13 protein-coding genes and 1 riboswitch are annotated in these 13,372 nt (G+C 51.5%); of the genes, 4 read left to right on the top strand and 9 right to left on the bottom strand.

What is annotated here, in order from left to right:
* Positions 1 to 15 precede the first annotated feature (15 nt).
* Complete coding sequence (locus GQ51_RS02765) at positions 16 to 579, top strand: class I SAM-dependent methyltransferase (protein WP_235276150.1); 564 nt, start codon at positions 16 to 18, stop codon at positions 577 to 579.
* Positions 580 to 653: 74 nt separating this feature from the next.
* Here the strand turns inward: GQ51_RS02765 and GQ51_RS11995 are convergent, their stop codons facing one another.
* From GQ51_RS11995 to GQ51_RS11980, 8 genes are all read right to left on the bottom strand, one after another.
* Positions 654 to 1,292: a DUF2621 family protein gene (locus tag GQ51_RS11995; RefSeq protein WP_052177664.1), complete on the bottom strand. Its 639-nt coding sequence runs from the start codon at positions 1,290 to 1,292 to the stop codon at positions 654 to 656.
* A 9-nt stretch (positions 1,293 to 1,301) separates the two neighbouring features.
* Positions 1,302 to 2,918, bottom strand: a complete 1,617-nt coding sequence (locus GQ51_RS11990; protein ID WP_052177663.1) for a 2Fe-2S iron-sulfur cluster-binding protein — start codon at positions 2,916 to 2,918, stop codon at positions 1,302 to 1,304.
* 15 nt (positions 2,919 to 2,933) lie between these two features.
* A complete protein-coding gene (locus GQ51_RS02750) occupies positions 2,934 to 3,347 on the bottom strand; it encodes a roadblock/LC7 domain-containing protein (RefSeq protein WP_047549485.1) in 414 nt (137 codons plus the stop codon).
* 83 nt (positions 3,348 to 3,430) lie between these two features.
* Entirely contained in the window at positions 3,431 to 3,835 is a 405-nt protein-coding gene (locus GQ51_RS02745) for a hypothetical protein (RefSeq protein WP_047549481.1), read from the bottom strand.
* Positions 3,836 to 3,951: 116 nt separating this feature from the next.
* The gene (locus tag GQ51_RS11985) at positions 3,952 to 5,313 is read right to left on the bottom strand and encodes a phosphatase domain-containing putative toxin (protein WP_160279993.1); all 1,362 of its coding nucleotides are present in this window, start codon (positions 5,311 to 5,313) and stop codon (positions 3,952 to 3,954) included.
* Between the two features lie 18 nt (positions 5,314 to 5,331).
* Positions 5,332 to 5,877 (bottom strand): GTP-binding protein, encoded by a 546-nt coding sequence (locus GQ51_RS02735; protein WP_047549478.1) that lies wholly within the window; start codon positions 5,875 to 5,877, stop codon positions 5,332 to 5,334.
* 3 nt (positions 5,878 to 5,880) lie between these two features.
* On the bottom strand, positions 5,881 to 6,537 hold the full coding sequence (locus GQ51_RS02730) for a hypothetical protein (protein WP_047549476.1): 657 nt from the start codon (positions 6,535 to 6,537) through the stop codon (positions 5,881 to 5,883).
* Positions 6,538 to 6,949: 412 nt separating this feature from the next.
* Positions 6,950 to 7,036, bottom strand: a riboswitch (cyclic di-GMP riboswitch).
* Positions 7,037 to 7,281: 245 nt separating this feature from the next.
* Positions 7,282 to 7,956 (bottom strand): response regulator transcription factor, encoded by a 675-nt coding sequence (locus GQ51_RS11980; RefSeq protein WP_160279992.1) that lies wholly within the window; start codon positions 7,954 to 7,956, stop codon positions 7,282 to 7,284.
* 157 nt (positions 7,957 to 8,113) lie between these two features.
* Here GQ51_RS11980 and GQ51_RS02720 point away from each other — a divergent pair, with 157 nt between their 5' ends.
* From GQ51_RS02720 to GQ51_RS02710, 3 genes are all read left to right on the top strand, one after another.
* Entirely contained in the window at positions 8,114 to 8,461 is a 348-nt protein-coding gene (locus tag GQ51_RS02720) for a hypothetical protein (protein WP_047553671.1), read from the top strand.
* 82 nt (positions 8,462 to 8,543) lie between these two features.
* The gene (locus GQ51_RS02715) at positions 8,544 to 10,715 is read left to right on the top strand and encodes a type I secretion system permease/ATPase (RefSeq protein WP_047549474.1); all 2,172 of its coding nucleotides are present in this window, start codon (positions 8,544 to 8,546) and stop codon (positions 10,713 to 10,715) included.
* On the top strand, positions 10,699 to 12,108 hold the full coding sequence (locus GQ51_RS02710) for an HlyD family type I secretion periplasmic adaptor subunit (protein ID WP_047549471.1): 1,410 nt from the start codon (positions 10,699 to 10,701) through the stop codon (positions 12,106 to 12,108). Before GQ51_RS02715 ends, GQ51_RS02710 begins: the two co-directional genes overlap by 17 nt.
* Positions 12,109 to 12,218: 110 nt before the next feature.
* On the opposite strand, the gene GQ51_RS02705 is transcribed toward GQ51_RS02710, so the two are convergent.
* The gene (locus GQ51_RS02705) at positions 12,219 to 13,151 is read right to left on the bottom strand and encodes a transglycosylase SLT domain-containing protein (protein ID WP_047549469.1); all 933 of its coding nucleotides are present in this window, start codon (positions 13,149 to 13,151) and stop codon (positions 12,219 to 12,221) included.
* Positions 13,152 to 13,372: the final 221 nt, after the last annotated feature.

The raw sequence follows: 13,372 nt of genomic DNA, 5'->3' as shown, positions 1-13,372 counted from the left end.
GCTGGAGTATTACATTTGGCAGCAAATCCGTCACCATGGGTCATCAAGCATGCGGCATTGATTCCTGAAGGTGGCCGCGTACTGGACCTCGCCTGCGGGAGCGGCCGCCATGCCATCTGGCTGGCCGGGCAGGGCTACATGGTGGATGCGGTAGACCGGGATCCTGTGGCTGTGGCCGGTTTACAAGGCTATGCCAATATCAATGCGGCTGTTGCCGATCTTGAGACCGGAAGCTGGCCTGTATCAGACCCGCGATACGGTGAAATGTACTTCGCCGGCGGGGCTGATGGCGGCGTCAGCGGGATTTATGATGGGATTGTCGTTAGCCGCTATTTATTCCGGCCTTTGCTCACGGTGCTTGCACAGATGCTGGCGCCCGGCGGCGTGCTGATCTATGAAACATTTATGGTCGGGAACGAGCGCTACGGCAGACCGAGCAGCCCGGATTACCTGCTGCGGCCAGATGAGCTTAAATCGGTTTATGCGCCCTTGCTGGAGATTCGCGCATTTGAGCAGGGTGAAATTAAAGAGCCTGCGCCTGCCGTGATGCAGCGGATCTGTGCAAGCCGGCCGGTTTAGTTGCATACGTTGCTGATGGCCTGCTTTTTTCCATAAAGCGGCCATCAGCCAGCTTGTTAAAGGCCTGGGCGCATTCAGGCGTCAAACTCTTCTTTGTAGTTTTCCGGGTCTATGCCGCACATCTTCAGCGGTTCAATCAGGCGATCGCGTTTGATTTTGGCACTGGCCAGTATGTAGCCGCGTATCACATGCTGGCGCGTTACCGGAGAATGGTCATAGCCCGCGACTTCTTCAATGATTTTAGTCACCTTGCGCCTTGCCATGGCGCGGAACAGGGCTGGAACGTATTTAAGCAGTTCGTTGAATAATTCTTCAGCGTCGCTATGCCACTCACCTTGTTTGGGCAGTTCCGGAACAAAGCCATATTCATCTTCGTTCAGTTCTCGCCATACCACTACAGAATTGCCGTCCGGGTCAGCAACATGAGCCTCCAGTTCCAGGGCTGGCGTACGCTGAATCTCATACAGCGCACGGCCGCCTGAACCTATCAGTTTGTCGAAAGCGACCTTCACATCCGGCACACTGACCCTTAAAGTGACGGGACGCGTAATCTGGTTGACATGGATGAGGCGCAGGATCACGGAGCCTGAATCCAGGTCAATGAAACCTTCGCCATGCTTGATTTTCTGCAAGCCGATCAGCTTGCCCCAGAACTCCTCTGACCTTGCCAGGTCGCAAACGGGTACATCAACGTGTGTAACGCCAAAAAACATACAAAACTCCTAAACGCCGGCATTTGCCGGTGGTATCTCATGATGATGCCGGGTGCTGCAGTCCGAACAATGGATTTTGCCTATGCGGACGTGATAGATGACCTTTTCGCCAGGCGCTACTTCGCGCGAGCAGCTGTCGCACAGGGTACCTACGTCCATCGTGATTTCATCAAAACCTTCAAATGGTTTTTCTATGCCGCCTATCACGCGTGCAAAAGGAGCGGCTTTCACAATGTCGCGCCTGTAGAAACCTTCCATTTCCATGAACCTGTGTATCATGGGCTCCGGCAGGCCATGCTTGTGCAGGCAGTGCAGCATGATGGATTCGCGATGGTCAAACAGTTCATCCGAGATCACCATCCAGTGGTGCGAATTGCGTGGCCTGTCGCCAAAATACACTTTTTCTCCCGTGAGTATCTGGCGAATAAAAAGGTATTGTTTTTCGATCAGGCGCTGCTTGGTGACGCCGTTGAAAAATGACGCAAGTTTCTCGTCGGCATACACCATGGTATAGAAATCCGTGAGTATGGATGTGAGCAGTTTTCCGTCCTGCAGCGCTGCCCATAGCGCTGCATCCGGCGGTGGGTATTTAGCGCTATCATCATCTTCAGGCTGAGGCTTGCTGTCCTCACGCTTGTTCTGGCGTAAGTCACGCAGCGTAAAGGCATCACTATGGATGTGATGTGGCAGTGCGCCATGCCTGGCCGCGAGCAGGGTGCCGCTGTCGACCATTTCGGCAAGGCCGGCAAGATAGACATTCCAGCCATGCACATTCGGATGCCGTGAGAAGGCGATCTCATGCACACGCCCGGCAAAGGTGTTTTCCGGTACTTCAGAAGTGCCGGATATGCATTCGTGATAATGGAAATTGCTATGCGCCTGTTCCAGCTGCCGTAATTGCTCGTGCAGGTAAAACCGGTCTGTGCTCCTGCCGCCGTGATAAAGATGAATCTCATGCTGATGGCGGTGGTGCAGGGCATCGCGCACAATCCCGATCAGCGGTGCCAGTCCTGTTCCGGTGCCTATCATCAGCAGAGGAGAATCTTCCGCCGTTGTCTGGTAATGGCAGCTGCCTTCTGCGTTCTGGATGTCGATGCCGTCACCGGTATTGAGTTCATCGACGAGCCAGTTGCTCATGATGCCGCCATCCTGGCGCAGCACGTGCAGTTCCAGGAAATAATCTTCAGCTGGCAGGCTGGCGAGTGAGTAGCTGCGCGTGATGCCATCCGGGCGGCGCAGGTTGATGAACTGTCCGGCTTTGTAAGCGAAGTCGGTTGGCGGTTCCAGCAGTATTCTGCACACGTGGGATGAAAGCATTTCCTTGCTGTGAACCAGCGTGGTCTGGAAAAGCCCGGTGGGAGCGGCAATCTGCATATCGCCCACAGGCGTGCACTGGCAGGGCAGGAAATAGCCTTGTTTTACGAGTTCCGGCGCTAATCCTTTCTGCGCTGACGGTGGGATATCGCCATGCCTGCATTGCTGCACGCATACGTGGCAGACGCCGCTGCGGCAGGAGAATGGGATGTTGATGCCTTGACGCAGCAATGCGTCAAGTACGTTTTCAGCGTTTCGTGAATGAATATCACGGCTCTGCTGGTCATGTGACTGGTATTTTAGGTGTGCCATGGTTCAGGTCTGTTGTTACGTTTTTAATGGATGGCTTTCCAGGGTTTCAAGCAGTTTTTTGGAGAATTTCTTGGCATCCATGAAAATCATGCCAAGGTTTTTGCTGGGTTTGGCTGCAACGGCGAGGATGGTGTTTGGCCCTGCCTGTACCAGCAGCATTACGCCTTGTTCGCCTTCAACCAGTACCAGTTTCAGATTGCCGCGCTGCACTTCCTGTGCAGCACGCTGGGCAAGTGCCAGCAGGGATGCGCACATCGCGCCAAAACGGTCAGGATCGACGTTGTTGCCAAGGACTGCGGCGAGGCTGAAGCCGTCACTTGAAATACATGCCGATGCTTCAATGTCGTCAGAAGTTGCATTAAGTTCACGTAATACAGACCTTAAGGCTGATGTACGTGCCTCTTCAGGAGTTTTTTGGGTGCTATACATATGAAACGCTTTCCAGCTGAACTGGCTGATTTAGAGTAAAAAGACCCCGTTGCAGTACATCCCTGCTCCGGGGCGCTGTGTGATTACAGTGCAGCTTCTACCATAGGCATGTTGCTGCGTGATTTTGTCAGTACCATGCCGAGGTTGGCTGATTTGCGGCATACAAAACAGGCAACCTGCTCTTCGTTTTTACCGCGGATGAAGATGTGAATCAGGTTGTCGCTGTTGATGATGATTTCCTGAAAGTAATGATGGCCGTCTTCTGCAAGGCCGCGCGCTTTTTTAAAGATGCTTTCGATCATTTTTACATTTGGGCCCTGAAACAAATCGGCAGTTGCAGCCGCCAGCAATTCAACGACTTCTGTCGGCTGCGAGTCCACGGACTTGATGCCGAGCAGCATGCCGCTGGCAAGGTCGATATAGCCTGCTGCCAGGCATTCTGGGATTGATGTGGTCGCTGCCTGTAAAGCATCATTTAATTTGGTCATATAAAATTCCTTTTCTTGATTAATTAAGTTGTTAGTTGCAATTATTTTGCTGTTTTTACTGCCTCATCACTATCTCGTTATGGAGCGGGAGATGATTCTTGAATGTCGGTGGTGTTTCATACCCTGTTTGAAAACGTTTCCAGGAATTTGACTTGCGCTTCGGACTGCACCCAGCGTGGTTCGATTCTACGTACATATTCCAATGCGCTGAGCGAACCTTTTCCTTCCCAGATCAGGTGTGCAGCGAGTATGGTGCCTGTACGGCCAAGCCCGGCGCGGCAATGCACCGCAATGACCTGGCCTTGCGTAAGCAGGGTTTCAATCAATTTGCAGATGCGTATGCCTTGCTCGATTGATGGCGCCTCCATATCGGGAATCGGTTCCCAGATGCTCCTGATCCCGAAAGGTGCAAGTTTTGCGTTATCCAGGGCGGTTTCTGTCAGTGTGATCAGTGTGGTGATGCCTACACGCTGCAATGCCTTCAGGTCATATTCCATATCGAAATAAACGCCGGGTACAGGAGTGCCTGCGAGTTTTCCTTTTTTTAGCCATAAAAACCCGCGGGGTCCGGACTGGCTTCTTGATCCTGCCAGCGCTGCCTTGGGTAATGGCTTTGCCGGTATCACAGAATCATCAAGATGCTCAGGAGGCGTGCCCGGGCTGGCTACATTGCATGAGCCGGTGCGTGAAAATTCGCGTGCCGCATGGGAAACCGGTCTGTCGAATATCTGCGGGATTGCTTGCTGTTCCTGCACCTGGCCGCCCGCGATCAGGATCGCCGTACCACCTAACTGCCTTGCATGTTGCTGGTTGTGCAGAACGACCAGCAGGGCGCGCCGTGTCGATTCCTCACGCAGGTAGTTCAACAGGCGGGCGCTTTCATGGTCATTGAGCCCGGTGGTCGGTTCATCGATACATAAGAGATGCGGGCTGGACACTACCTCGCGCAGAATGGAAAGATGGCGCTGCAGTGCCAAAGGCAGTTGCACCACGGGGAGGTCCAGTTTGTCGCATAACTCGTCCAGGCCTGCATGCTGAAGCAGGCGCCTGGCAAGATCGTATTGCATGGCTCGCGTCAGCTGGTTGCGCTCAGGCAGGTTTACCACGATATTTTCAAGTACCGAGGACATCATGAGCTGGGCGCTCTGGGCTACGAGATCCGGCCGTTCCTTCTCGGTTAGAACCGCCCCGCGATAATAGGCTTCACCCCACATGCGGAAAGACGGGCTGGCACTGCTGAGCCCGGCCAGCGTGCGCAACAAAGTCGATTTGCCGGTACCGGAAGGTCCCAGCAGCACGAATGCTCCCAGCTCAGGGATGCTGAGCGTGATTTCGGATAACACGACTTTTTTACCGAAAGCGACGCCGAAATTATTGAGCACCAGCAAGGGGGCAGAAGACGTCGGGATTTCGCCGGCTTCTTGCTGCTCAGCGCTTGCAGGCATGCTTTTATGCGGCTCGGGTAACAGTATAGGCACTATTTTATTCATATCGGATTAATGGCGGCTTGTGCTTGGGTCCAGCAAAGCGAGCAGGGCTAGCAGCATTTGTTTCACATCCTGCCGCTCACGCCCGTCCACTTCTAAAATCGGGATATTCAATTGATGCGCCATCACACGCTCATGGAGTTTATCCAGCAGCCCGCCCTGCGGGTTGAGCTCGGTGCGGGTAACGCCAATCACAACCACGCCATTGCATTTAGCGATAGGTTTGCTGAATGCCGTCAGGTAATGGTCCAGGTCTGCCAGCGGATCTGGCCTTGCGCTATCGATCAGGATGACGAAGCCCATCGCGTTTTCGCTCAGGATTTCCCACATGAAGTTGAAGCGGTCCTGCCCGGGTGTGCCGTAAAGATGCACTTTACTGCCACCTTCAAGATTCAGGATGCCGTAATCCATGGCTACGGTAGTATTATCCTTGCGCTGTGCAACCTCGTCGGTCGCTTTCGCCTCCGTACCGACTACCAGAATGTCGCTGACAGAACTGATTGATGTGGTTTTTCCGGATCCGACCGGACCTGCAAAAATGATTTTGTTTTCCATGGTTTACAGACTTGAGATTTTTGCGAACAGGGAATTCCACAGGCTGGGTTTTTGCGACGGCACTGCTTTTGTTTCAGTGATCGATGAATCAGGGCTTGCCAGGGATGGGGCGTGGCTCACCGTATTCACGATACCGGCGCTGATGGCTGCGCTGATGACGCGGTTTACTTCACTTTTATCGATTCCCAGGATACGCCTCACCAGCGTGACCGATGTAGGGTGGCGAGTGAGCAGTGCGCTTATCCGCGCTGTATTCGGGGTGGTCGGCAACCGTGTCAGGTTCGGCCAGCGGCTGAATTGAATCACATCGTTTTCAGAGCAGCCTTCGATGAGGCTTTCTTCATGAATATAGAAAGCAAGCTGCCAGAGCAGGTCCCTGACATCCCTCTTCGCGTGTGAGACCGCAGCTGGCGCCTGGCTGTCGAGTAGCGTGATTTCAAATTCTGCAGCAGGTGAAGTGCAGAACGCTTCCATGTGTTCGACATCAGCGTGATACTCACGGCGCAGCGGGAATATGCTGATGGCACCCATGCCAGGCAGGGTGATTTTAGTATTGTCCTGTGAGTTGAGTATGCGCTGTACTATAGTGAGTAAATGGGTAGCCGGTACTATGGCTGTAGCTGTTGCGCCAGCGGTCTTGCCAGAAAATCCAGTTAACATATTTAAATAAAATTTCTTTGATCGACAATTGCAACTGATGATGTTTTTCAGCTGTGCTTTCGGCACTGTTTTAAGTTGCTATAACAGTACAATTACCAACTTTCCGAAATAATTCCTTTGTTGATTAAAGTTGAGGTCATTCAAATTTATTCTTCACCGCCTTTTTTATGCGGTTGTTTTTAAATACTATTCAATAAATGGATTTTTTATTTTTTAAGCAATAAGTCTTCACTCTGTAAAAAGTCAGTTTTAATGATGGCAAATGATGTGCATTAAATTGTGAACACACATCCATTTAATATTGCATGCAGCGTTAAAACGAAAAGGGCAGCCGTAGGAATGCTGATGGCATACAAAGCAAAAAACCGGGGATATGTGGGTAGAGCTGTTGGAATCGATCTGTGCAATTCTATTTAGCAATCCCGCTGTCATAGAGCCTGGGCTCATTAGACCGGTAACTTTGCGCCCCAATCTTTCGAATGGTTTGCCTTTTATCGTTTTAAAAACTTAACGCAATTTAAATATATTGCATGGCATTTGATCAGGTGATTCAATCAAATGCATACATTAAAGACCGCAATCCTACTGTGGGAATTGTTAAGTGTCAATCATTAAAGTTGAGTATGAAGAAATGTGCAATGCAGGCGCCTGCATTGGGAATAAACGCTGTCCAGACATATGCAAGGTCAGGATTTTTGTATGAGTAATAGGGGCGGATGCGGAGTTGTGACTGTAAGTGCCTGGCTATAAACCGGCACGATTTTTATTATCCAAGGACTTGTTAGCCAGCAAGGCTAATTGCAGTCGGTCGTTGACTTTCAGTTTTTGAAATATCACTGACAAATGCGCCTTTACGGTACGGTCTGCAATGTTGAGTTTGCTGGCGATGATTTTATTGCAATCGCCGCTTGCGACCAATTCTACGATTTCTCGTTCGCGCGGGGTCAATGACGATATTTTTTCATGCTGCTGGGCAGATTCATTTTTTGGAGCGTTTTTACTCGACATCTCTTCCAGGCGCTTGAAACGCTGCAATAACTGCGGTAACCCCGTGCTTGAAATCCAGACACCGCCATCCTGCACTGTGGTAAATATCTGGCGTACTTTATCCGGCAGCAGATTGGATCGGCAGCTGCCGGATGCCCCTGCTGCCAGTGCCGACAGCTCGTCTTCGGTTGTCAGGTCAATCGCGATGATGAGCACTTTGAGGCTTTGGTTGATGCGTTTCAGCTCGGTGAGGCTATGCATCCCGGCAAAGCCATCGACCTGGGTGTCCACGAGCACCAGCCCTTTATCTGATGTTTTCGCCCTCCACACCAGGTCTGTGAAGTCGGATAGTAATAATGACGAACCTTGTTCCAGCAAAATATTCCAATACTGGTCAATCAGAACTGGATTTTTGCTGACTAGGAAATTCATTGTGCTGCCTTCATTTTGGTTTTTTTCAATAATAGCCATGCTGCTGGCGGATCATTGTAAATAATTGTTAATATGGATAACCGCAAATTATGTGGTACATAAGCGCATTATTTTCCATGTTATTATCAAACGCAATCATTAATACAAGGGTATGACCATGCCTTACGTAAGTCGAGATGCTGCCGGTCTGATTACCGGGATTTTTTTAAGGCCCCAAACCAATGTAACCGAATTCCTGCCTAATGACCATGCCGATATTCTCCGGTTTTTTGGCGGCAACCCACCCCAGAATCTCACCAATGATGCATTGATGGATTTAACGCAATCGGATATTGATTTTATCCGCGTTATCGAGGACTTGATTGATGTCTTGATCGATAAGAACGTCATCACCTTTACTGACCTGCCATCGAAAGTGCGTGAAAAGATCGTTAACCGGCTTGATGCGCGCGGGCGACTGTCCGGCACCAATGATATTGTCGTGTCGGATAATGGGATTCTGTAAATCGGGGTGCCGTAAACAAAGCCCGCCCCGGATTTTATAAACATAACCATTTGCCCAATAATTGACTTTGCTAAGGAACGTTATGGCTGAAAGTGCAATAAAAAAAGAAGCCTGGGATATACCCAAAGACGCTTTGCTCCCAGATGATCCACTGACTAATTGCCTGGTGTTGCTGACGAGGATCCAGCACCGGCCATTTTCAGCCCAAACCCTGATTGCAGGATTGCCGCTTGATTCATCGCGGCTTACCCCCGACCTGTTCCCGCGGGCGGCAGCGCGCGCCGGCTTGACTGCGCGCGTTGTGAAACGCCCATTGGACAAGATCGCCGATATTACGTTGCCGGTAGTGCTGCTGCTAAAGGATGGCGGGGCAGCCATCCTGCTGCGGAATGCCAGGAATGGATCGGTGCGCTTGCTGAGCCCGGAAGCCGGAGCCGCCGAGATGGAAGTGCCGCTGGAGGAAATTGGCGCACTTTACACAGGCTTTGCCATTTACGTTAAACCGGCTTTCAAGTTTGACAGCCGTTCGGATGTCAGTTTCATTCCACGTCCTGTGAACTGGTTCTGGGATACGGTAAAACTGGCCTGGCCGATCTATAGCGAAGTCCTTGCGGCATCGCTGCTTGTGAACCTCTTTGCATTGGCGATACCTTTATTCACGATGAATGTGTACGATCGCGTTGTCCCTAACAATACGTTTGAAACCTTGTGGGTGCTTGTTGTCGGGGTCGTTGTCATTTATATATTCGACTTCGTGATGCGCACGCTGAGAGGATATTTCATTGATGTTGCCGGCAAAAAAATAGACATTATTTTATCCGCCAATATTTTTGAGAGGATCCAGGCCATCCGCATGGAAGCCCGGCCGCAGTCCGTAGGCGCCATCGCCAGCAGTGTGCAGGAGTTTGAGTCTTTCCGTGAATTCATCACATCCGCAACGATCACTACCCTGGTTGATTTGCCGTTCCTGGTGATATTCCTTTTCATTATCTGGTGGCTGGGCGGCGTAGCTGTCGTTCCGGTGCTGGTGGCGGCGCCATTGATCCTGATGGTATCTTTCATGGTGCAGAAGTCGCTCGCAAGCGTGATCGGCGAGACATTCCGCACATCTTCACAACGGCAGGCTACCTTAATCGAAACGCTGACCGGGCTGGAAACCATCAAGGCCATCGGTGCCGAAGGGCCTATGCAGCGCCGGTGGGAACAGCAGATCGGCCACCTTGGCAAACTGAGCTTAAAGGCGCGTGTGCTGTCATTGCTGGCGACGAACTCCGCCACTTTCTTCCAGACTATGGCGACGGTTGGCGTAGTGGTGGCAGGGGTTTACCTGATATCGGAAAAAGAAATGACCATGGGCGCGCTGGTGGCCTGCAGCCTGCTATCAGGGCGCGCATTGGCGCCACTGTCGCAAATCGCTTCATTGTTGACCCGCTTTCATCATGCCCGTGCCGCACTTGACGGTATCAACCGCATGATGGCGCTTCCCGTTGAACGCGAGCCAGGAAAGAGTTTTGTGAATCGCCAGAGCTTTAAAGGCGAGATTGAATTCAAGAATGTCAGTTTCAGTTATCCCGGCCAGCAGGTCGGGGCATTGCAGAATGTCTCTTTTCATGTGAAACCAGGTGATCGTCTCGGCATCATAGGCCGTATCGGTTCCGGTAAAACCACCATCGAAAAGCTCATTCTGGGGCTGTACCAGCCTACAGAAGGTTCGATATGGGTCGACGGTGTCGATATACGCCAGATTGATCCGGCAGAACTGCGCAAGAATATCGGTTATGTGCCGGATGAGCCTTTGCTGTTCTTTGGCACGGTGCGTGACAACATAGTGCTTGGCGCACCCTATGTCGATGACCTGGCGGTAATCCGTGCCGCGAACATTTCCTGCGCATCCGAGTTCATCAACCGCCATCCGCAAGGTTTCGATATGCCGATAGGCGAGCGTGGTGCCGGCTTGTCCAGCGGGCAGAAACAGTCGGTGGCAATTGCGCGGGGCCTGCTGCTGGATCCGCCGATCCTGATGCTGGATGACCCAAGCAACTCGCTGGATAATCGCAGCGAAGATAACCTTAAGGTGAAGCTGGAACAGCACACGCAAGGCAAGACGCTGATACTGATTACACACCGGTCTTCGATGCTGACCCTGGTCAACAGGCTGCTTGTCATTGACAACGGGCGCATTGTTGCAGACGGGCCAAAAGATCAGATTTTAAAAGCATTAGCAGGTGGAGGATTAAATGTTGCAAAAAACTGATCCAAAGAAGAAAAACGTAATATCGCTGTTTTCGAGATTGATTGAATTTTTTTCCATAAAGCCGCAGCAGGTAAGCAGCAGCGATATTGAGCTGCTGTCTGACAGCAATGCTGCACTGTTTGAGTCTGCGCCACGCTTTGGTTCCATGATTATCCGCAGTGTGTTTGCATTTATATTCATTTTCCTGATCTGGGCTTATTTTGCCGAGATCGATGAAATCACCGTGGGCGAGGGCAAGGTGATTCCCTCCAGCCAGGTGCAGGTGATCCAGAATCTGGAAGGCGGTATCGTTTCCGACATTCCGGTCAAGGTTGGCGATCTGGTGCAGAAAGGCCAGATCATCATGAAGCTGGATCCGACACGTTTTTCTTCATCCATGAATGAGACGCAGGCCAAGCAGGAAGCCCTGCTGGCAAAAGTGTCGCGCCTGGAGGCCGAAGCAACCGGCCAGCCATTTAAGCCGCCCGCTGAACTCATGAAAACCAACCCGCAGCTGGTCAATGAGGAGCGGATGCTCATGGAAACGCGCCAGCAGGAACTGAATACCGCGATGATGGTGCTTCGCCAGCAGGCTGAACAGCGTGCTCAGGAGCTGAGTGAAAAGAAAGCCAGTTACCAGCAGCTGCAGGAAAGCCATGATTTAGTGAGTCAGGAGCTTAAAATCAGCAAGCCTATGGCCGCCCAGGGCGTGATGTCGGCGGTGGAGATCCTGCGTCTGGAACGCCAGTTAAGTGACGTGAAAGGGCAGATGGATGCCGCGCGTCTGGCGATACCGCGGCTGGAACAGGCCTCAGCCGAGGCACGCTCCAAAATCACGGCTTCCATGGCAAAATTCCGCTCCGATGCAGCCGCCGACCTGAACCTGGCCAGAGCCGAGCTGGCCGGTACCAGTGCTGTCAGCATGGCAGCGGAAGACAGGCTGGCGCGTACCGCAGTGAGGTCTCCCGTAGCCGGAATTATCAAGCAGCTCAAGGTCACAACGGTCGGTGGCGTGATTCAGCCAGGCATGGAAGTGATGGAAATCGTACCTTTGGAGGATAATTTACTGGTGGAAACCAAAATCCGTCCTTCAGATGTCGGTTTTATCAGCCCCGGCCAGGAAGCCACTGTCAAGGTGACCGCCTATGACTTCTCAATCTACGGTGGCCTTGATGCAAATGTCGAGAATATCACCGCGGATACGATCACAACCGAGAAAGGCGATAAAACCGAGAGCTTCTACATTGTCCGCGTGCGCACGAAATCAACCACGTTCAGTGCCAGCAAAAAGGCGCTCCCTATCATGCCTGGCATGGTTGCGACAGTACACATAAAAACTGGCAAGAAAACCATCCTGAGTTATCTGCTCAAGCCCATCATCAAGGCCAGGTATGATGCCATGCGCGAGCGCTAGGTTTAAACGGCATTTGCCGTGATCATCTAAATCCTGTGCAGATGGTCACGGCAGATATGCAAATCCGTGATGTGGATAGGGTAGAAATAGATAGCAGGATAATGTACCGGTCAGCCTGGTCGCGTAATGATCGGTGATGGGTCCGTGATTTTTTCATCGTACGGGTGTGATTGACGCTGGTACAGCTCCATGACGCGCTTCACGTATTTTCTGGTTTCAGGGTAGGGCGGTACGCCTTTATACCGATCAACCGCTTTTTCTCCGGCGTTATAAGCAGCGGCTACCAGTTTGACGTCCCCGTGATAATAAGACAGTAGCCAGCGCAAATACCTGACCCCGCCTTTGATGTTCTGTGAGGCATCGAAAGCATTCTTGATATTGAATCGGTCAGCCGTGCCTGGAATCAACTGCATCAGGCCCATGGCATCTTTGGGCGATTGCGCCCTGACATTGAAGTTGGATTCAACCGCAATAATTGCCAGCACCAGTTTTGGGTCAATCTGGTGGCGGTCTGCGATTGTGGCAACAAGGTCGATGATCCATCTTTTAGCCTCGGACAGAACAGCGATACGGCGTTCAATGTCGACAGCATCGTCAGGGAGGTTGAGCGCTGTTACAACGGGGCGTTCAGGCAAGGATTCACCGACCACGCAAGGCGGCAGTTCCGATGATGATAACTTGATGGTGTCCAGCATCTTGGTGGCATCCGCATGCCCCTGGCTGCTGGCTAGCGAGAAAAGTGCGTCGGAAAAGGCCAGGTTTGTGGGCACGCCTTTGCCAAACCTGTAGAGCATGCCCAGGCGATATTGCGCTTCTATGCTGCCTAGTCTGGAAGCTTCGCAGTAGCTCGTTGCCGCCTGCCAGGCGGCATCCGGGTTGCTGAGGTCCTTTTCCTGAATTTTTGCAGCCGTCAGTATGGCCTGGATTTTCGGCGGCTCCAGCCTTTCCTGCGAATTGGCAATTGCATCAGCAAAAGCAATGTTCGCTTCTATTGCAAGAATAGAGGCATAGCCGATAGAGGTAAAAAAGATTCGGCATCTCATCGATTCGATCTCCTTACTTGAAAGCTTACGATACAGAAGCTTACGCTTTAGGCGCTATTTTACAATAGTACAGCATGGGATCCTGATGCTGCCGTTAGCGTGTCAGTAGCGTGTATTGGCCTGTAATTCATCCGGCATTCCAACTTTAAGATAAAGCTTTTATTTTTTAACCAATTGTTTTTAAATGGATTTTTTATTAACTTTATTGATAATGCATTTGT

The sequence above is a fragment of the Methylotenera sp. G11 genome, from assembly GCF_000799735.1.
In the GTDB taxonomy this organism is placed as follows: domain Bacteria; phylum Pseudomonadota; class Gammaproteobacteria; order Burkholderiales; family Methylophilaceae; genus Methylotenera.
The sequence above is the reverse complement of the archived record's forward strand: the minus strand, read 5'-3'. Positions and strand labels throughout refer to the sequence as shown.